Annotated in this window: 18 protein-coding genes; 16 read left to right on the top strand and 2 right to left on the bottom strand. The window is 28.1% G+C overall.

Annotated features, from left to right (window positions below; genetic code table 11):
- Positions 1-6: 6 nt before the first annotated feature.
- From X274_RS09585 to X274_RS09660, 16 genes are all read left to right on the top strand, one after another.
- Positions 7-1,530, top strand: coding sequence for an N-acetylneuraminate synthase family protein (locus tag X274_RS09585; protein ID WP_047266604.1), 1,524 nt, complete (start codon positions 7-9; stop codon positions 1,528-1,530).
- Positions 1,531-1,538: 8 nt separating this feature from the next.
- Positions 1,539-2,675, top strand: a complete 1,137-nt coding sequence (locus X274_RS11685) for an FkbM family methyltransferase (protein WP_052913283.1) — start codon at positions 1,539-1,541, stop codon at positions 2,673-2,675.
- Positions 2,676-3,932: a radical SAM protein gene (locus X274_RS09595; RefSeq protein WP_047266605.1), complete on the top strand. Its 1,257-nt coding sequence runs from the start codon at positions 2,676-2,678 to the stop codon at positions 3,930-3,932.
- Positions 3,933-3,943: 11 nt separating this feature from the next.
- Positions 3,944-5,248 (top strand): radical SAM protein, encoded by a 1,305-nt coding sequence (locus X274_RS09600; protein ID WP_047266606.1) that lies wholly within the window; start codon positions 3,944-3,946, stop codon positions 5,246-5,248.
- Entirely contained in the window at positions 5,241-6,356 is a 1,116-nt protein-coding gene (locus tag X274_RS09605; RefSeq protein WP_047266607.1) for a class I SAM-dependent methyltransferase, read from the top strand. The genes X274_RS09600 and X274_RS09605 overlap by 8 nt, the downstream gene beginning before the upstream one ends.
- 13 nt (positions 6,357-6,369) lie before the next feature.
- Positions 6,370-7,500, top strand: coding sequence for a radical SAM/SPASM domain-containing protein (locus tag X274_RS09610; protein ID WP_052913284.1), 1,131 nt, complete (start codon positions 6,370-6,372; stop codon positions 7,498-7,500).
- Position 7,501: 1 nt separating this feature from the next.
- A complete protein-coding gene (locus tag X274_RS09615; protein WP_047266609.1) occupies positions 7,502-8,554 on the top strand; it encodes an NAD-dependent epimerase/dehydratase family protein in 1,053 nt (350 codons plus the stop codon).
- On the top strand, positions 8,551-10,347 hold the full coding sequence (locus X274_RS09620) for a thiamine pyrophosphate-binding protein (RefSeq protein WP_047266610.1): 1,797 nt from the start codon (positions 8,551-8,553) through the stop codon (positions 10,345-10,347). The genes X274_RS09615 and X274_RS09620 overlap by 4 nt, the downstream gene beginning before the upstream one ends.
- Positions 10,337-10,981, top strand: coding sequence for an HAD family hydrolase (locus tag X274_RS09625; RefSeq protein ID WP_047266611.1), 645 nt, complete (start codon positions 10,337-10,339; stop codon positions 10,979-10,981). Before X274_RS09620 ends, X274_RS09625 begins: the two co-directional genes overlap by 11 nt.
- 4 nt (positions 10,982-10,985) lie before the next feature.
- The gene (rfbG, locus tag X274_RS09630) at positions 10,986-12,065 is read left to right on the top strand and encodes a CDP-glucose 4,6-dehydratase (RefSeq protein WP_197073358.1); all 1,080 of its coding nucleotides are present in this window, start codon (positions 10,986-10,988) and stop codon (positions 12,063-12,065) included.
- A gap of 2 nt (positions 12,066-12,067) precedes the next feature.
- Entirely contained in the window at positions 12,068-13,369 is a 1,302-nt protein-coding gene (gene rfbH / locus X274_RS09635; protein ID WP_047266613.1) for a lipopolysaccharide biosynthesis protein RfbH, read from the top strand.
- 206 nt (positions 13,370-13,575) lie between these two features.
- On the top strand, positions 13,576-14,964 hold the full coding sequence (locus X274_RS09640) for a TldD/PmbA family protein (protein WP_047266614.1): 1,389 nt from the start codon (positions 13,576-13,578) through the stop codon (positions 14,962-14,964).
- Complete coding sequence (locus X274_RS09645; protein WP_047266615.1) at positions 14,961-16,277, top strand: TldD/PmbA family protein; 1,317 nt, start codon at positions 14,961-14,963, stop codon at positions 16,275-16,277. The genes X274_RS09640 and X274_RS09645 overlap by 4 nt, the downstream gene beginning before the upstream one ends.
- 11 nt (positions 16,278-16,288) lie before the next feature.
- On the top strand, positions 16,289-16,714 hold the full coding sequence (locus X274_RS09650) for a nucleotidyltransferase substrate binding protein (protein ID WP_047266616.1): 426 nt from the start codon (positions 16,289-16,291) through the stop codon (positions 16,712-16,714).
- Positions 16,704-17,003 carry a nucleotidyltransferase family protein gene (locus X274_RS09655; RefSeq protein WP_047266617.1) on the top strand — a complete coding sequence of 100 codons (300 nt, stop codon included), beginning with the start codon at positions 16,704-16,706 and terminating at the stop codon, positions 17,001-17,003. Before X274_RS09650 ends, X274_RS09655 begins: the two co-directional genes overlap by 11 nt.
- 153 nt (positions 17,004-17,156) lie before the next feature.
- Positions 17,157-18,860 (top strand): oleate hydratase, encoded by a 1,704-nt coding sequence (locus X274_RS09660; RefSeq protein WP_047266618.1) that lies wholly within the window; start codon positions 17,157-17,159, stop codon positions 18,858-18,860.
- A gap of 160 nt (positions 18,861-19,020) precedes the next feature.
- Here the strand turns inward: X274_RS09660 and X274_RS09665 are convergent, their stop codons facing one another.
- Both X274_RS09665 and X274_RS09670 read right to left on the bottom strand, forming a co-directional pair.
- Positions 19,021-19,584 (bottom strand): TetR/AcrR family transcriptional regulator C-terminal domain-containing protein, encoded by a 564-nt coding sequence (locus tag X274_RS09665; RefSeq protein WP_047266619.1) that lies wholly within the window; start codon positions 19,582-19,584, stop codon positions 19,021-19,023.
- A gap of 2 nt (positions 19,585-19,586) precedes the next feature.
- Positions 19,587-20,750 (bottom strand): MalY/PatB family protein, encoded by a 1,164-nt coding sequence (locus tag X274_RS09670; protein ID WP_047266620.1) that lies wholly within the window; start codon positions 20,748-20,750, stop codon positions 19,587-19,589.
- Positions 20,751-21,098: the final 348 nt, after the last annotated feature.

A 21,098-nucleotide genomic window follows, 5' to 3' on the forward strand; every position in this document is an offset into this window, starting at 1 on the left:
ACTATTATGATTGAATTGTTTAAAAAACCATTATTTGTTTTTGAAATGGCTAATAATCATCAGGGAAATGTCGAGCATGGAAAAAGAATTATTCGTGAAATAAAAAAAGTTGTCAAAGAGTTTGAAAATATCTTTGATTTTGCATTTAAATTCCAATATAGAGATTTAGATACGTTTATTCATCCTGATTATAAAAATGATTTTTCTTACAAATATATAAAACGTTTTTCGGAAACAAAATTAAGTGAATCTCAGTTTTTAGAGTTGAAAGATGAATTAGAAAAAAATGAATTTATAACAATGTGTACACCCTTTGATGAGAATTCTGTTAAAAAAGTTATAAAGCATAATTATGACATAATAAAAGTAGCGAGTGCATCTTTTACTGATTGGCCATTATTGGAGGAAATTTCAAAATATGATAAGCCAATTATTGCTTCAACGGCTGGTGCAACATTAAATGAAATAAGAAATGTTATATATTTCTTTAAACATAGAGGTAGAAATATTAATATTATGCATTGTGTTGCTGCATATCCTACAACAGACGAAAAATTAGAATTAAATCAGATTGATTTGTTGAAAAATGAATTTCCTGACATTAATGTAGGTTTTTCAACGCATGAAAAACCAGATAATTTTGATGCTATAAAAATAGCTATTGCAAAAGGGGCTACCATATTTGAAAAACATGTTGGAGTTGAAACAGATAAAATAAAATTAAATGCATATTCTGCTAATCCAGAACAGGTTTATAAATGGTTAAAGTCGGCAAAAAAAGCATATATAATGTCCGGAGTTCGAGGAAAAAGATATTCATTTTCAAAAGAAGAACTTACATCTTTAAAAAATCTAAGAAGAGGTATATTTGCATTAAAAAACATTTCAAAAGATCAATGTATAACTATGAATGAAGTTTTTTTTGCTATACCAAGACAAAATGGGCAATATGCATCCAATGATATGTCTAAATATAAAAAGTTTGTAGCCAAAAAGGATATTAAAGCATATGAACCAATTTCTGAAAACAATGTTGAGATAAAAGATTTATATCCTCAGATAAAAGAATATGTGAGAGAAATTCTCGATATTGTTAGGAAAAGTAATGTTGTAATTCCGGAAAATAGTGTCTGTGAGCTTTCACATCATTATGGATTGGATAATTTTAAAAACTTTGGAGCAGCAATTATAGACATAATAAATAGAGAATATTGCAAAAAAATAATTATATTACTTCCTGGACAAAAGCATCCTGAACATTATCATAAACAAAAAGAAGAAACATTTAATGTATTATACGGAGATTTTATAATAAATATAGATGGTCAAGAAAGAGTTTATAAACCCGGAGATATTATAATAGTGGAAAGAAATAAAAAACACTCTTTTTATAGTGAAACAGGTGCAGTTATTGAAGAAATTTCAACAACACATTTCAAAAATGATTCATTCTATAGCGATAAAAAAATCCAATCTAACAAACACAGAAAAACACAAATTTATTTAACAGAAGATATATTATCTTATTAGGTGGAATTATGGATAAATTTAAAGAATTAGAAGATTTATTAAAAAAACAATATATTTCATATTCTGAACAATTTTCTTTATATCATTTAGTAAAAGGAAAAAAAATATTGTTATATGGTTGCGGAAGTGGATGTATAACCTTTTTTTCAATAGTATTAGATAGGTATAATGATATAAAAATAGATGGAATTATCGATAAAAGAGCAGAAAATGGAGAAAAGTTTAGAGATATTCCTTTATTTAACCCAGAATCTTTAAATATACATGACACTGAGAATTATGTAGTAATAATAACTGTTGGAAAGAAAGAATATTATAATGAAATTTTCAATATACTTAAACAAAAGAATTTTAAAAATATTATTTTAGCAAATCAAATATATGAATATCATCTTCATTTTACAAGTCATGAAATAGAGAAAATGGGTTTTTCATATTATAAAAAGCAAAAGGATAAAATATTAAAAGCTTTCACATTATTTTCGGATAAATTAAGTATAGATATTTACTTAAAATATTTAAAAACACATATATATAAAGTGCCTCAAGAATTACCTTATGAAAGTGTGGAAAAGCAATACTTTCCTGATGATATAATTATGAATTACTCGAGGTTTATTAATTGTGGTGCATATAATGGAGATACTATAAGAAATCTTGTAAAATACAAAGGAAAGCAAGAGTCTGTAGTTTGTTTTGAACCAGATTTAATTAATTATAGTAAATTGATTAAATATATTAATAACAATAAAAAAGATATAGCGGATACAATTTTCGCATATCCATGTGGAGTATATTCTAAAACAACACAAATTTTCTTTTCATCAGGAAATAATACCAACAGTAAAATATCAGCTAATGGAAAAGATCTTATACAAACAGTAAAATTAGATGATGCGTTGATTAATTATTCTCCAACATTTATTCAGATGGATATAGAAGGAGCTGAAATAGAAGCAATAAAAGGTGGTGCCATATTGATCTCTACGTATAAACCTGATTTAGCTATTTGTGTTTATCATAGTGTGGAACATATATGGGAAATTCCATTAATGCTAAATAAATTAAATCCTGATTATAAATTTTATTTAAGAAATTATACTGGATATATAAGTGAAACTGTATTATACGCTAGGAGTGAATAAATGAACGATTTCAAACCGTTAAAAACTATTCAAGGAATGAGTATAAAAGATTTAAAAAATTTTATAAATGAAAAAGACGTATTTATATGGGGTGTTGGGCAATTAGGGAGAGTTATAAAAAAGAATCTTGAAAAAAATAAAATACATATAAAAGGATTTTGTGATTCAGATACAAAAAAAGTGGGAACCATAATTGAAGATAAAAGAGTTTATTCTTCAAATAAAGCGATTGAATTGGCAAAGAAAAAAAAGGCTGTTTTAATTTTGGCTGCAGCACAATATAAACATGAGATGGAACAAATATGTAAAGAATCTGGATTAAAAAAGATGATTGATTATATAACTTATATAAATATTAGACGCCCAGAAGCTGTTGTGGAAATATCGGGGATATGTAATTTAAATTGCGTATTTTGCCCGCAAGGAAATATGAAAATAAAGAAAGGAATAATGCCTTATAGAATATATAAGGAAGTTTTAGATAAGTTATTACAGGAAATACCTTTTTTAACGAATATCCAATTATCTTTATGGGGAGAACCTTTGTTAAATCCAGAAATAGATAAAATAATTGAATATTCTGAAAAATACGTACCAGTCTCATTACAAACAAATCTTCAAAATTCTGAAAACATTGAAAAAGTAATAAAAGCGCAGCCAACCCAATTAATTGTGTCAGTAAGTGGCGCTAAACAAAAATATTCCAAATACTATGGCAATGCATCATGGGAGATATTTAAGAAAAACGTAAATCTTTTAAATTTACTAGTAAAGCAGTACAATCCAAAAACACAGATATCTTTTTTATATCACTTTTATAAAGACAATAAGAATGATTATAAAGAAATAAAACAATATTTAGCTAGATATGATTTTAATTTATCTCCATCGTGGGCCTATCTAAATCCATACAATCATTTATTAAATTATATTGAAACAAAAGAAATGGAATATAGTTTAAAAAGTTTTCTAAATACACTTTCATGGGATATAGATAAAGTACTTGACATTATAAAAAAGGAAATAGGAAAACCATGTTTATGCCAGAGATTATTTCCCATAATAAATTGGGATTTGTCGGTGTTTCAATGCCATTTATACTACACAAAAATACATGATAATTTTTTAGAAATACCTTATAACAAATTAATAGAATTAAGACATAGTCAACAAATATGCAGAAGATGCCAAAAATATGGACTTCATAGATTGGATATAGACATATTAATAAAAAAATATGGAGAAAATAAAATTTGAGGAGGATTTTAATGAAAAATAAACCTTCAAAGGTGCATGTTGATTATCATATATATACAGTAAATGACGCCAAAAAACTTTTTAATAATAGAAAAATTTATATATGGGGAGCAGGTCAAAAAGGAAGAGGTTTTTTAAAAGCGTTGGAAAGAAACGGTTTTAAAATAGAAGCTTTCTTAGATAGTTCTCCAAAACTTATTGGAGAGTATTATGAAGGGATACCTATTTTAGATCCGAAAGAAATTTTTGAAGACAAAAATAAATTAAACAATGCTTTTATACTTACGGCAAGTGTAGATAAAAAAAATAAAGAAATGTTTAAAATATGTGAAAAATATGGATTAGAGAAAGGTAAAGATTTTATAAACATCCAAAGGTTTACACCATATTATCCAGTAATTGAAATTTCCGGTTCTTGTAATTTAAGTTGCATTAGCTGCCCAAGAGGGGATTTTAGCAGCAGATTTAGAAAGACTGGATTTATGGATATAACAGATTATGAAAGAGTAATAAAGAAATTAATTGCCGAAATGCCTTTTTTATACTTGGTAGATTTATATGTTTGGGGAGATCCTTTTTTGCACCCTAAACTCCCCGAAATTATAAAAATAAATAATAAATATGGAATTGCTGGTGGTATATCGACTAATCTAAATTATGGAAATAATATTGAAGAAATTATAAAATCAAAACCTCCACAAATAAGAGTTTCAGTTTCAGGATACGGTCCGGAACATTATGAAATAACCCATAAAAATGCAAAATGGGATGTATTTTATAATAATCTTTTGATGTTGCATAAATATATAAAAAAATATGATACTAAAACGATTGTTGAAGTGTATTTCCATGTAAATAAAATAAATATTTCTGAATTTAAAAAAGTAAAAGAATTATGTGATGAGCTTGGATTTAGATTAAATTCAACTATATCAATGGTATTTCCAGATTATGCCTTGGAATATATTCAAACTGGAAAATTACCAACTAATGCTCAAAAAGGTGCGGATATAATGTTAGTATCACTTGATGATATGCTTAAAAATGCGAAGAAAGAAAAAGATAAGGATTGCCTTTTAAAAAGAATTGTGCCTGTAATAAATTGGGATTTATCTGTAATGCCGTGTTGCAATTACACATATAGAAAATTAGCCGATAATTATCTTGATATAACATTTGAAGAAATAATTAAATTAAGAGAAAACCACCCTTTATGCAAAACGTGTCAAAAATATGCATTACATAGATATTTTAATCCTTTATATTATTCTGATTATATTGATAATTTATTAAAGGTGGAGATAAAAAATGAATAAATGTCGTGTGTGTGGTGGAGAAGTTGAAACACTATATAGTATTGAAAATTTACCAGCAAAATCCCAATTTTTCCCTGATGAATATAGTTTAAAAGAAGATAAAAGTATATCTTTAAATATTGCTCAATGTGCATCATGCGGGCTCATACAATTGATTAATGAGCCCGTTTCATATTATAAAACAGTAATTAGGGCTACATCTGTATCAAGTGAAATGAAAAAATTCAGATTAAAACAATTAAAACAGTTTTTTGAGAAATATGATTTATATAATAAAAAGTGTATAGAAATAGGAAGTGGAAATGGTGATTATTTAAGTATATTAGCAGAAATTAGTAAAAATGTATATGGTTTTGAATATTCTAGTGAGAATATAAAATATATAAAAGAAAAAGGCTTAAAAGCTATTCAAGGATATATAGATACTGAAAAATATGAATTACCAGATAAACCATATGATGCCTTTTTTATGTTTAATTTTTTAGAACATGTGCCAGAGCCAGTAACCTTTTTAAGAGGTTTATCAAATAATTTAAATGATAACGGAATTGGTATAATAGAGGTTCCAAATTTTAACATGATAAAAAAAGAAAAAATGATTTCAGAATTTACCATAGATCATCTATCTTATTTTACAAAAAAAACGCTTGAAATAACTTTAAGAATAAGTGGATTTGAGATAATTGAAATAAATGAAATATGGAATGACTATATAATATCAGCAATAGTAAAAAAAAGAAATAAATTAAATTTCTCTGGATTTCAGGCATTTCAGGAAACATTGAAGAAAAATATTTATGATTTTATTAACAAATATCCAGATTTTGCAATTTGGGGAGCTGGACATCAAGCATTATTTGTAATGGCTGCTTTGAAATTAGGAGATAAATGTAGATATGTTATAGATTCTGCAAAATTTAAGCAAAATAAATATACTCCAGCAACGCATATTAAAATAGTATCCCCTAACTATTTAAGAGAAAACCCTGTTAAGGCGATTATTATAATGGCGGGAAGTTATTCCAATGAAATAAAACAAAAATTATTAGAAGAATATCCTGAAATAAAAATAGCGATTTTAGAAAAGAATAAATTGAAAATAATATAACGGAGGTAAGATGATGAAGAAAAAAATTGATTATAAAGTTCAAGAGAGCGAAGATTTAAAAAGGAATGAATTAAAAGAGAAAAAACCTTATGTTTATGAAAAAATTTTAAAATTTGAAGAAAAAGTAAAGCGTGGAGAAAGCTTTGCTATAATACAATTTCAGTATAATTATGCATGTAATTTTAATTGTGTTCACTGTGGTATTTCGCAACTAAGAAAACCCGGTGCAAGGAGTTTTACACCAGAAGATGTCAAGGAATTATCTAGACAAGCTGATGAAATGGGTTTAGCCCATTTTGTTATAACTGGTGGAGAACCATTAGTTTTTCCAGATTTGGATGAAGTAATAAAAGCTATAGACCCGCAGAAATTTTATATATCCCTTGATACAAATGGATGGTATTTTGATGAAGAAAAAGCTTTTCATTTGAAAGAATTGGGAGTTGACAAAATACAATTAAGTCTTGATAGTTTAAATGAAATAGAGCATGATGAATTTAGAAAGAAAAAAGGTTCTCATGCAAGAGCATTAAGAGCTATAGATGCTGCAAAAAAAGCAGGGTTAAACATTATAATTCAAACAGTAGTTACCAAACAAAGGGTTTATTCTGAAGAGTTTGAAGAATTTTTGAAATTTTTAAACAGCAAAGATGTAGGTGTTTTTGTAACTTATGCAAAACCTGTAGGAAACTGGGAAGGAAATTATGATGTATTAGTAACTAAAAAGGATATGGATTATGTTAGAGAACTTGAAAAGAAATATAATGTATTTACACATTTAACTCCTGGATATGGTTTAGATCTTGGATGCATTGCAGTAAAAAGAATGATATCAGTTACTCAATATGGCGATGTTATGCCATGCCCATATATACATGCATCGTTAGGAAATGTGTTTGAAGAACCATTAAAAGATATTATTGAAAGAGGATTAAAGATAAAATGGTTCGGAAAATATGTTGATACATGCTTAATTGCAGAAGACAAACACTTTATTGAAGAATACGATTCGAAAAGAATATATGGTAATAAACCATTACCAGTACCGTGGTTTAAAGTATTTGATGAGAACGACTACATAAAAGATGAAGAAAAACTCAAAACAGAGAAAACAAAAAATGGGTATTTAAGATGGAGGAAATAAGATGAAACTAAATCAAAGATTTGAAGAAGACCTTGATTTTATTTTGAAAGAATTAAAAGAAGAATTTAAAAAAATAAAAAATGAAAAAATTTTTATTACAGGTGGAACAGGATTTTTTGGTAAATGGTTTTTAGGGAGTATTTTAAGAGCTAATGAGAAATTGAATACAAATATAAAAATTGGTGTATTGTCAAGAAATCCAGAAAAATTTAAGAAAAATTTTCCGTACTTAAGTAATGAAAAATATGTAAACTTTTATAAAGGAGATATTAGAAATTTTGATTTTCCAAATGAAAATTTTTCATATATTATACATGGAGCCAGTGCTTCTGCAGAAGGGTGGTTCAAAGGTGAAAATCAAATTATCAGAATCGAAACTATAACTGCTGGTACAAAAAGAATTTTAGATTTTGCAAAGAAAAACAAAATAAAAGGGTTTTTATATATGAGTTCCGGTAAGGTTTACGGAACTCATTCTGATATTTACGAAAAAATTCCTGAATACTATTGTGGGAATTTATGTCTTGAAGATCCAAATGCGGCATTATCAATCGGGAAAAAGATGGCTGAATTTTTAGCTTTAGAATATTCGAAAAACTATAATATTCCAGTAAAAATAGCCAGGGGATTTGCTTTTGTAGGACCTTATTTGCAATTGAATTTGCATTATGCTGTTGGAAATTTTATTAGAGATGCTTTAAAAGGAGGTCCAATAGTAATAAATGGAGATGGGAAAGCACTAAGATCATATTTATATGCAGCAGACGCAATAATATGGTTTTTTAAGATATTGATAAATTCAAAAAATAGATCAATATATAATGTTGGATCAGAAAATATTGTATCAATAAAAGAAGTAGCTGAATTAATCAATTCTGTATCTAATAAAAAAATGGAAATTAGAATTCAAAAAAAGGAAATTTCAAAAAAAGTAGATCAATATATACCGTCAACGAAAAAAATAAAAGAAGAACTTGGAGTGAGAGAGTATACATCTTTAAAAGATGCAATAATAAAAACTATAGATTTTTATAGAAAAGAGGGATTAAAATGATGAAACTTTCCGATTATGTTTTTAATTTTATTGCAAATTTAGGAGTAAAACATGTGTTTATGCTTCCAGGTGGAGGTTGCATGCATCTTGTAGACTCACTGGGAAAAAATAAAAGATTAAAATATATAACAAATTTAAATGAGCAAGCAGTTTCTATTAGCGTTGAGTCATATGCTCAGGCTACAAATAATATAGGGGTGGGCTTAGTAACCACTGGACCTGGAGGAACAAACGCAATAACTGGAGTTGCTGCTGGATGGGTTGATTCAACTCCTATGTTAATAATTTCTGGACAGGTTAAAACTAAGGATATGATTAAAGATTCAAAATTAAGGCAAAAAGGATTCCAAGAAATTGATATAATATCTTTAGTAAAACCAATTACAAAGTATGCAGTAACGATAACAGATGCAGAAGACATTAGATACCATCTTGAAAAAGCTGTTTATCTTGCAACTACAGGACGACCAGGGCCAGTATGGATCGATATTCCATTGGATATACAGGCTGCGATTATAGATGAAAAAAAATTAAAAGGTTATATTCCACCAAAATCAAATTTTGATGATGATATAGATAAAAAAATTGAGTTATTAATTGAAATGATAAAAGAATCAAAAAAGCCGGTAATACTTGCTGGAAATGGCATAAGATTAGCAAAAGCGGAAAAATTATTTTATTCAGTTATTAAAAAATTAAATATTCCAATATTATTAACTTGGAAAGCTATAGACTTTCTTGATGAAAATGATCCATTAAATTTTGGAAGACCTGGAGCTATCGCCTCAAGGTATGCCAATTTTATACAACAAAAGTCCGATCTTTTTATTTCTATTGGTGCAAGATTAGATACAGGGCAAACAGCATATAATCATAAAAATTTTGCACCATATGCAAAAAAAGTCATAGTAGATGTGGATAAAAATGAAATAGATAAATTAGAAATGGATATAGAGTTAAAAATTGTAAGTGATGCATATAGATTTTTAGATATATTAAATAGAAAAATAAGAAAAATAGAATTTAAGAGAAAAGATAAATGGTTAAGTTTCTGTAAATCATTAAAAAACAAATATCCTATTATAAAAGATGAATATTATAAAATGAAAGATTTTGTAAATCCATATGTATTAATAGATATTTTGTCAAAAAAATTAAGCGAGAATGATGCAATTATTCCAGGAAGTTCAGGATTATGTAGCGAAATTACTATGCAATCATTTAAAGTAAAAAAAGGACAAAGAGTCTATAATAATGAAGGATTTGGAGCTATGGGATTTGGATTACCTGCTTCAATTGCAGGAGCTATTGCATTAAACAGAAGAACCATATGTATTACAGGAGATGGCGGAATTCAAATGAATATACAGGAATTAGAAACGTTAAGAAGATTGAATATACCTTTAAAATGTTTTATTCTTGACAATAAAGGATACGGTTCTATTGTAAATACACAAAATAACTATTTTAATGGAAATTATGTGGGCAGTAATGAAAGTAGTGGATTAACTTTACCTGATATGAAAAAAATAGCGCATGCATATGGTTTGAAATTTTATGAATTAAGAAATAATAAAGACTTAATTAATAAAATAGACGAAATACTTGATTATGAGGGACCTGTAATTTGTAATGTTAAAATTCCTGAAATTTATACAACTATTCCAAGAACAAAATCAAAAATAGAAAATGGGAAAATAATAACTCTCCCTATGGAAGATCTGTGGCCGTATTTGGATAGAGAAGAATTTAATAATATCATGTCAGAAAAAGAGGGATATTATGAAATATAAGCATTTATTTTTTGATATGGACGGTACTTTATTTGACACATCAGAAGGTATTATATTTTCTATGCAAGAAGCATTTAAAAAAAATAACTTAGAACCTTTATCAAGAGACGAAATACTAAAACTTATAGGTCCAACGTTAGATGAGATTATGGATATAATCTTTGGAATTGAGGATAACCCTTTAAAGTTTAAAATTAGAAAAGATTTTAGAGAGTTATATGCAGAAAAAGGGGTATATATGTTAAATTTATACCCATATGTACTGGAAACATTAGAAGAATTATACAATAAAAATAATAATATGTATATTATAACGTCAAAACCAGAAATTTTTGCCAACAAAATACTAAAAAAGTTTAAGATGGATAAATATTTTAAAAAGGTTGTTGGAATTCCTTTAGAAGGTAATGTTTTACCAAAAAAAAATAGATTGAATAAATTAATTATAGAACTTGGAATATCATCAAATAGTAGTGTGATGATTGGAGATACAAAAAGTGATATTGATGCGGCAAAATATAATAATATTGACATGATATGTGTTTCTTATGGTTTTTGCCAAAACAAATCAAATTTTAATAATTGTACTGTTGTTATAAATAAATTTAATGAATTACTTAAGATCGTGGAGTGATAATATGAATCAATTCTATAAAAACAAAAAAATATTAATAACAGGACACACGGGATTTAAAGGCTCATGGCTTTCATTGTGGTTATTAAAAATGGGAGCAAAAGTAATAGGATATGCATTAGATCCTTATACTCAAAGAGATAACTTTGTGTTATCAAATATTTCAGAAAAAATAATAGATGTACGTGGGGATATAAGAGATTATAATAAATTGAAACAAGTTTTTGAAGAATATAAGCCGGAAATTATTTTTCATTTAGCGGCGCAACCATTGGTTAGATTATCATATGAAACTCCACGAGAAACATTTGAAACAAATGTTATGGGGACAGTAAATGTATTAGAAGCTTTTAGAAATACAAGAGAATGTAAAATATTAATTAACATTACATCAGATAAATGTTATGAAAATCAAGAATGGATATGGGGATATAGAGAAAATGATCCGGTTGGTGGATATGATCCATATAGCGCAAGTAAAGGAGCAAGTGAAATAGTTTCAAGTGCATACTTAAGGTCTTTCTTTAATCCAAATGATTTTAAAAATCATAATAAAGTAATAGCTACAGTAAGAGCAGGAAATGTAATAGGTGGAGGAGATTGGGCAAAAGATAGGATAATTCCTGATTGCATAAGAGCATTAGAAGAAGATAAACCAATAGAAATTAGAAGTCCTCAGGCAACTAGACCGTGGCAACATGTACTTGAACCGTTAAGTGGCTATTTACTTTTAGGTACAAAATTAGCGGAAAACCCGGAAAAATATAGTGGCCCATGGAATTTTGGCCCACATTTAAATTCAATAGTAACAGTAAAAAAAATAGTAGAAAAAGTTATAAAATACTATGGAAAAGGTAGATGGAAAGATTTATCAAATAAAAATCATCCACATGAAGCAAAATTATTGAATTTAGATATTAGTAAAGCTAAGTTTTATCTTAATTGGGAACCAACATTAAATATAGATGAAACAATAAAACTAACTGTGGAATGGTATAAAAATTATAAGAAAAATGATGTATTTGATTTATGTATAAATCAAATAGAATATTTCGAGAATAAAATAAAGTGGTTGGAGGATTAAAAATGGAAGAAATAAGAAAAGAAATAATAGAACTTACAAAAAAATATGCAAAAAATAAAATAAAAAAAGAATTTATACCTGGAAAAACAGTAATACCCTTTGCTGGAAGAGTATTTGATGAAGAAGAATATATAAATCTCGTTGAAGCATCACTTGATGGATGGCTTACAACAGGAAGATTTGCAGAAAAATTCGAATATGAATTTGCAAAATTTTTTGGAGTAAAAAGTGTAACGTTGGTAAATTCTGGCTCCTCCGCAAACTTGTTAGCATTATCTGCATTAACATCAAAAAAACTTGGAGAAAGAAGAATAAAGCCTGGCGATGAAGTAATAACAGTAGCGGCTGGATTTCCAACTACAGTAAATCCCATAATACAAAATGGAGCAATACCAGTTTTTATAGATGTTGATATACCAACATATAACATAAATGCAGAAGAAATAGAATCAGCCATTACAGAAAAAACAAAAGCTATAATGATAGCTCATACATTAGGGAATCCTTTTAATTTAGATGAAGTAATGAGAGTAGCTAAAAAATATGATTTGTGGGTAATAGAAGATATATGTGATGCAGTTGGTTCAACATTTAACGGGAAATTAGTAGGAACTTTTGGAGATATAGCAACAGTAAGTTTTTATCCTGCACATCACATTACAATGGGTGAAGGCGGAGCAATACTGACAAACAACCTACAATTAGAAAGACTTGTAAAATCATTCAGAGATTGGGGAAGAGACTGTTATTGCGAACCAGGGTTCAGTAATACATGTGGTATGAGATTCAAACAACAACATGGAACATTACCTTTTGGATATGATCACAAATATGTATATTCACATATAGGATATAATTTAAAATTAACAGATATGCAAGCTGCGGTAGGAGTTGCACAATTAAAAAAATTACCAGAGTTCATAGAAAAAAGAAAACGAAATTTCAAATTATTAAAAGAAGGTTTAAAAAAATATGAAGATTATCTTATATTACCAGAACCAACACCAAAAAGCGATCCATCATGGTTTGGGTTTCCAATAACTGTAAAAGATAATGACAAATTTTCACGATGGGATATAGTAACTTATTTAGAAGAAAATAAAATAATGACAAGAATGTTGTTTGGAGGAAATTTAACAAGACAACCAGCATATGAGGATGTAAAATATAAAATTCATAATGAGTTAAAAAATACTGATATTATAATGAATAATACATTTTTTATAGGTGTATATCCTGGTATTACAAATGAAATGATTAATTATATAATAAATACATTTGAAAAGTTTTTTGAGAATTATTAATTAGCTTTATTAATAAGACACTCTTTCTATTAATAAACATATTAAAACTTAAATATATCTATATATTTAATCATATAATTAGCTTCGCTAATTTGCACATCAATCCTTTATGATTTGAATATATATAATTATCATATAATTAGCTTTGCTAATTATATGATAATGTGATATAATATTATTAAACTGACAATTTCGGGGGTGAAATAGTGTTAAGCAAGGAATTAGTAAATGAAGTAATCAGGACCGTATTAAAATACGGTGGAGATTTTGCTGAAGTATTTGTAGAAAAAAGATATACCAACACATTTGAAATGAAAAATGGAGACTTAGAAAATGCATCATCTGGCAATACTTTTGGTGTTGGTATAAGAGGATTTTTAAATACTCAAGCAGTATATGCATACACAAATGATTTAAGTAGGGAAAGTTTATTAAATGTAGCAAAAAGGGTTGGAGAAGCTCTTGGCGAAATAAAAATAAAGGATTTAACTTTAAACCTAACAGAAAAGAAATTTGACAATAAGCATGTAGTATTATTATATCCTGAAGATATAACAAAAAAGAAAAAAGTTGATGTTATGAAAAGAGCATATAGTTCAGCGAAAAACTATTCTGATTTGATAAAACAAGTAGTTGTTAGATATTGGGAATATAACCAAAATATTTTGGTTGCAAATTCAGAAGGTGTTTTTGCAGAAGATAATAGAGTTAGAACAAGGTTAATGATTTCAGCAGTAGCTGAAGATAATGGAGTAATGGAAACGGGATTTTATGGTCCAGGAGCAGGCATGGGGTTTGAATTTTTCGATAGAATAGATGTAGAGGAAGCAGGTAAGTTAGCAGCAAGAACTGCAGTGAAAATGGTAAAAGCAGAACCTGCACCTGCAGGGAAATTGCCAGTTGTAATTGCAAATGAATTTGGAGGAGTTATTTTCCACGAAGCTGTTGGCCATGCACTTGAAGCAACCTCTGTTGCAAAAGGTGCATCTGTTTTTGCTGGTAAATTAGGACAAAAAGTAGCTGCAGAATGCGTTTCTGCTGTTGATGATGGAACAATACCAAATGCATGGGGTTCAACAAATATAGATGATGAAGGAACACCGACAAGAAGAAATTTGTTAATAGAAAAAGGCGTATTAAAAGGATATATGATAGATAAATTAGGCGGAAGACGAATGAATATGGAACCAACAGGTAGTGCAAGAAGGCAGAATTATACATTTGCTCCAACATCTAGAATGACTAATACTTTCATTTTGCCTGGAGATAATTATCCTGAAGAAATTATTGCTAACACAGAATACGGATTATATGCAAAAAGAATGGGTGGAGGATCTGTAAATCCTTCAACAGGAGAATTTAATTTTGCTGTAAATGAAGGTTATTTAATAGAAAATGGAAAAATAACAAAACCAGTTAGAGGTGCAACATTAATAGGAAAAGGATATGAAATAATACAAAAAATAGATATGGTTGGAAATGATATAGCCAGAGGTCAGGGAATGTGTGGATCTATTTCTGGTAGTATTCCAGCGGATGTTGGACAACCTACTATAAGGGTTTCTGAAATAATTGTTGGGGGGCGAAATAAATGACATATAATGAATTTAAAGATAAAGTATTTAAATTAGCAAAAGAAAAAGGTTTTGAAGCTCAAATAACATATTCTAAAAATTACGAATTTTCAATAAGACTGGCCAATGGAAATATGGATGAATACAAAGATGCAAATAATAGTTCAATCTCTTTAAAAGTATTGAAAAATGGGAAAATTGGATCCGCTTCAACTACAATTTTTGATGCTCCCGAAAGATTGTTGGAAGAAGCAATAACAAATTATGAAATAATTGATTCAGAAGAGGAAAACTTTTTTTATGATGGTAAAGGCGAATATCCTGATATAAAATCATATTATGGAGAATTTGAAAAATTAAGTGTAAAAGAAAAAATGGGAAAATTAAATAAAATGCATGAAATAGCTTCAAAAGATGAAAGTATAATGATGGTTCCTATGACTGTATTAGGCCATCAGGTTACGGAGGTTTCAATGGCTAACACTTTAGGCCTTGAAAAAACATATAAAGGTGACGGTGGATATGCCTATATTTCAGTAGTGGCAAAAGATAAATCTCCGAGATCAGGATTTTGGTACGGTCTTACAACAAAACCAGAAAATTTAAATGTTGAAGAAATAAGTCAAAAAGCGGTTGAAGAAGCTAAAGCAAAAATCGGGGCTAAATCTGTTAAAAGCGGAAAATATAGAGTAATTTTTAGAAAAGATGAGTTTGCATCACTAATATCTACTATGTTAATACCTATGATTTCTGCAGAAAACGCACAAAAAAATATGTCACCTTTAAAAGAAAAAGTAGGAGAAAAAATAGGTAGTGATATATTAAAAATAAAAGATGTGCCATATTATGAAGGATCATTGTCAAATGCCGCATTTGATAATGAAGGTGTTCCTACAAAGGAAAAGAATATCATAGAAAATGGAAAATTTAAAACATTTTTATATAATTTAAAGACAGCAAAAAAAGAAGGTAAAGAATCAACTGGTAATGCATCAGGAAGAGGAATTGCTCCAATTAATTTGTTAGTTGAACCTGGAGAACTAAACTTTAACGAATTAATAAAAAAATTAGATAATGGAATAATTATTACATCATTAGAAGGATTGCATTCTGGAGCTAACCCAATTTCAGGAGAATTCTCATTAGGAGCACAGGGATTAAAAGTAGAAAATGGAGAAATTGTTGGAGGTGTTGAACAAATTACTGTTTCAGGTAATTTTCTCAACATTTTAAAAAATATTGAAGCTATTGGAAATGATATGTGGATTTCATTTGGAGGCGCAATTTCGCCATCTGTTATTGTTTCTGAAATAGATATTGCTGGTAATGAATAGGAGAGATTTTTATGGCATTAGATATTAGCAGTCTTGAAAAAGCTATAAATTCTCTGGATACGCTTATACAAAAAACAAATGATAATGAATTTATGGAATCTCTTGATGTAACATTTAGATATGGAATTAAAGCTGGAGTTATACAGAACTTTGAATTTACATATGAATTATGTTGGAAATTTATGAAAAGATGGCTTGAAGAAAATATAGGAAAAATTTATGTAGATGGCATACCAAGAAAAGAACTCTTTAGATTAAGTTATGAAAATAAACTTATAGATAATGTTCAAAAATGGTTTAAATACCATAAATATAGGAATTTAACGTCTCACACATATAATATTGAAATTGCAGAAGAAGTTTTTGAAGTATCAAAAGAATTTATAAATGATGCTAAATTTTTATTAGAGAGGCTTAAAGAAAAAAATGACTTTTGATATTAAAGAGGAATATTTTAATTTAATTATAGAAATTTTAAAAAAACATATATGTAATTGCACAATAATAATTTTTGGTTCCAGAATTACTGGTAAATCAAATGAATCTTCAGATCTTGATATTGCTATTGATTGTGGAAAAAAGTTAGATTTAACAACTTTGTTTGAAATTGAAGAAGATTTTCAGGATTCGGATTTACCTTTTAGAGTTGATCTCATTGATTGGCAAAGAACTTCCAAAAGTTTTAAAAATATTATATTAAATAATTGCATAAAAATAAAAATATAGCGACTTTGTGTCGCTATATTTTTATTTTTATATTTTCACAAATTGCCAAATATGTTGCAAATTTGCACATATTGGCAATTTTGTTTATTTACAAACATAAAAAAAAGGGTTATACTTAATCATGTCAGAAAAATTTGAAGGAGGTTATGAAGGATGAGCGTTTATCAAAGAGAATACAATCCAAAAAAACCAAAAGGAATCGAAAATAAAAAAGCCTATCTTGTAGGTTCAGGTATAGCATCTTTAGCAGCAGCATTTTATTTAATAAGAGACGGTCATATGGATGGAAAAAATATTACAATTTTCGAAAGAAAAGATATAAATGGTGGTGCATTAGATGGTATAGGTGATCCAGAAAATGGTTATATCATTCGTGGCGGTAGAGAAATGGAAGAACATTATGAATGCACCTGGGATATGTTTGCAGATATTCCATCACTTGAAGATCCAAACAAAACAGTACTGGATGAAATGAAAGAAATAAATGACTGGGATCCCAACGTATCAGCCCAAAGGGTAATTAAAAGTGGTGGTGAAAGAGTACCCGTTAAAACACTAGGGTTAGAAGAAAAACATATAAAACAATTGACAAAGCTATTTTTAATGAAAGAAGAAGATTTGGGAGCAATGACTGTTGAAGAATTTTTTGATCCATCATTTTTAGAAACAGATATGTGGTTATTATGGAGAAGTATGTTTGCATTTCAAAATTGGCATAGTGTAGTAGAAATGAAAAGATATATGGAAAGATTTATTCATCTATTACCTGGTATGACAGAATTAAGAGATATTTTATTCTCAAAATATAATCAATATGACTCTTTCGTAATACCATTAATAAGATGGCTAAAGGAACATGGAGTTAATTTTGTAAATAACACACAGGTTATAGATCTTGATATAGATATAACAGAAAAAGAAAAAGTTGTAACTGGGATACATCTAATTCAAAATGGAGAAAAGAAATATATAAAAACAACAAGGGATGATTTAGTATTTGTAATAAACGGGTCAATGACAGAAAATTCGACATTAGGTAGCATGGATAAAGCTCCTGAATTAAATACAGAATTAGGCCCTGTATGGAGCTTGTGGAAAAATATAGCTGCAAAAGATCCTGCATTTGGAAGGCCAGAAGTTTTTTATGAAAACATTGACAAAACAAAATGGGAATCATTTACAATGACATTTAAAGATTCAAAAATGGCAGATGTTCTTAGAGATCTTACAGGAAGAGATCCATATTCTGGAAGAGTTGTAACAGGAGGTATTGTAACAATAAAAGATTCAAATTGGTTAATGAGTGTTACATGTAGTAGACAGCCACATTTTGCAAACCAGCCAGATAATGTCTTGGTATTATGGGCATATGGTTTATTCCCAGACAATGAAGGTAATTATATAAAGAAAAAGATGAGCGAATGTACTGGCGAAGAATTATTAAGAGAATTATTATATCATCTTGGTGTAGAAGGAGATTTAATGGAAGAAATTGTGGATAGTGCAATTGTAATTCCAGCAATGATGCCACATATTACGAGTCAATTTATGCCACGTGTAAAAGGAGATAGACCAGAAGTTGTACCAGAAGGAAGCGTTAATTTGGCATTCTTAGGACAATTTGTAGAAATAGAAAATGATTGTGTATTTACTGTAGAATATTCTGTGCGTTCTGCTATTATAGCTGTTTATAAATTATTAAATCTCGATAAGAAAGTTCCTGAAATTTATCCAAGTAAATATGATATCAGACATGTAATAAATGCAACTAAAACTCTATATAGTGGAAAACCTTTACCTGGAGAATTTTTTGTAAAAAAGCTTTTAAAAGATACATCACTTGAAGATTTAATGTAATATAGATTGAGGTAAATAAAACAATAAACCGAGGTAAAAACCTCGGTTTATTGTTTTATCATTAACGGATTTTCAAAATTTGTTTTTATAAAACATATATGTAATTTTATTCCATTTCTTTCTTCCTCCTATTTGCGTTTCTGTATATACTTTTCCATCTTCACCTTCTACTTTTTTCAAATTTCTTTAATGCTCTTTTAATGTCACCTTCAATAATTTTATTTAATTTGTAAGTTAATATTTCCGGGTCCTCATCCATTTTATTTTTTATCCAATCTATAATCATCCCAGTAAGGGCTATTTCATAAAATTTCACAACATAATTTTTATCCTCAATTGAAACATTTAATCCTTTCGATAATTCTTCAACAACATCATAAATAAATTTAGCAACTGTATCATACAAATGTAATTCCAAACGATCTCTATCTATTGAATGATATGCATTTAAAACAATTTTTTTGTTATTTTTTAAATAATATAAAAGATTTAAAAATCCTTTTTGCCAGTTCTCATAATGTTTATTTTCTCCAACAGCTTCTAATATGTCTGTGATGAAAATCCATTCTAATAAATCATAAATATCATGAAAATAATAATATAATGTTCTTCTATTTAGCCCACAATCTTTTACTACATCATTAACGGTTATTTTTGACAAAGGTTTTTCTTTCATTAATTTTTTTAATGAATTTGCTAAAGCTTTTTTTGTTATTTCAGACATACTTATTCTCCTTTAATAGCCTTTTCAATTCTTCTGCACGCTTCTATTATATTGTCTCTTGAAGTTGCAATATTCATTCTCATAAAGCCTTCTCCGTTAGTTCCAAAAGTAATTCCATTATTTAAACCAATTTTAGCTTTTTTTTCAAGTAAATCTTTTAATTCATCCTGAGATAAATTTAATTTTCTAAAGTCTAACCAAACTAAAAATGTTCCTTCTGATTTTATTACTCTTACTTCAGGTATATTTTTTTCAAAATATTCTCTAACAAATTTATAATTTTCTTCGATATATTCCATAGTTTCTATTAACCAATTTTTTCCGTATTTGTAAGCAGCATTTGCTGCAACTAAACCAGCTATATTATGTAAAAATAATCCGCTTTGTTTAATCCAGTTTTTAAATTTATTTTTTAATTTTATATTTTTTATTACAGCAAAAGCATAATGAAATCCTGCTATATTAAAAGTTTTACTTGGAGCCATTAAAGTTATAGTATTATCTGCTATTTCTTCTGATAATGCAGCTATAGGAATATGGGTAGAATTAGAAAAAGCTAAATCAGCATGTATTTCGTCAGATACAATTAATACATCGTTCTTTAGACAAATCTTTGCCATTTTTTCTAATTCGTTTTTTTTCCATACTCTTCCAATAGGATTATGCGGACTACATAAAATAAACATTTTAGCCTCTTTTGCTTTTCTCTCAAAGTCATCAAAATCTATTTCATAATGATTATTTTCTAATTTTAATTCATTAATTAAAAGTTTTCTATTATTATTTTTTATTGAACTCATAAACGGCGGATAAACTGGAGTTTGAATTAAAATATTATCTCCTGGATTTGTGTATAATTGAATTGAGAAATTTAAAGCGGGAATAACGCCATGCATGGATAATAGCCAATCTTTTTTTATTTCCCAATTATGTTTATATTTTAACCAATTTATTATATTATCTTTTAAATCAACTGGCTCAAAAGTATACCCATATACTCCATGTTCTATTCTTTTTTTTAATGCATGTATAACTTCTTTAGGAGCTTCAAAATCCATATCAGCTACCCACATTGGTAAAACATCTTTTTCTATAAAAATATGTTTATTCCATTCATACCAGTCCCATTTTATAGAATCTGTGTTTTTTCTATCGATATACTTCATGAAAATTCCTCCTGCTTTTAACAAATCTGGATAATTTGCCTTTTTATTTTTAATAGGGTGTCCAATTAGTAAAGCAAGCGAAAACTCGCAGATTGTCCGAAAAAATAGTGAATAAAGCCGGTCAATTTTGCACGGATGCAAAATTGAGTGAAGCCGAACATGGATGTGAGTCTGATACGACCGGCGAGAATGAGCTATTTTTGAGGATTAACAATCAAGGTTTGAGCAACTTTACTTTTTGGACATCGTATTTTTAATTTTATTAATTTTGTTATTATAATAAATTATACCATATTTTGATGTATATGGTTCAAATTGCAAAAAACAACTCCTCTGCAATGTGCAGAG

The organism is Marinitoga sp. 1155, assembly GCF_001021175.1.
Taxonomy (GTDB): Bacteria; Thermotogota; Thermotogae; order Petrotogales; family Petrotogaceae; genus Marinitoga.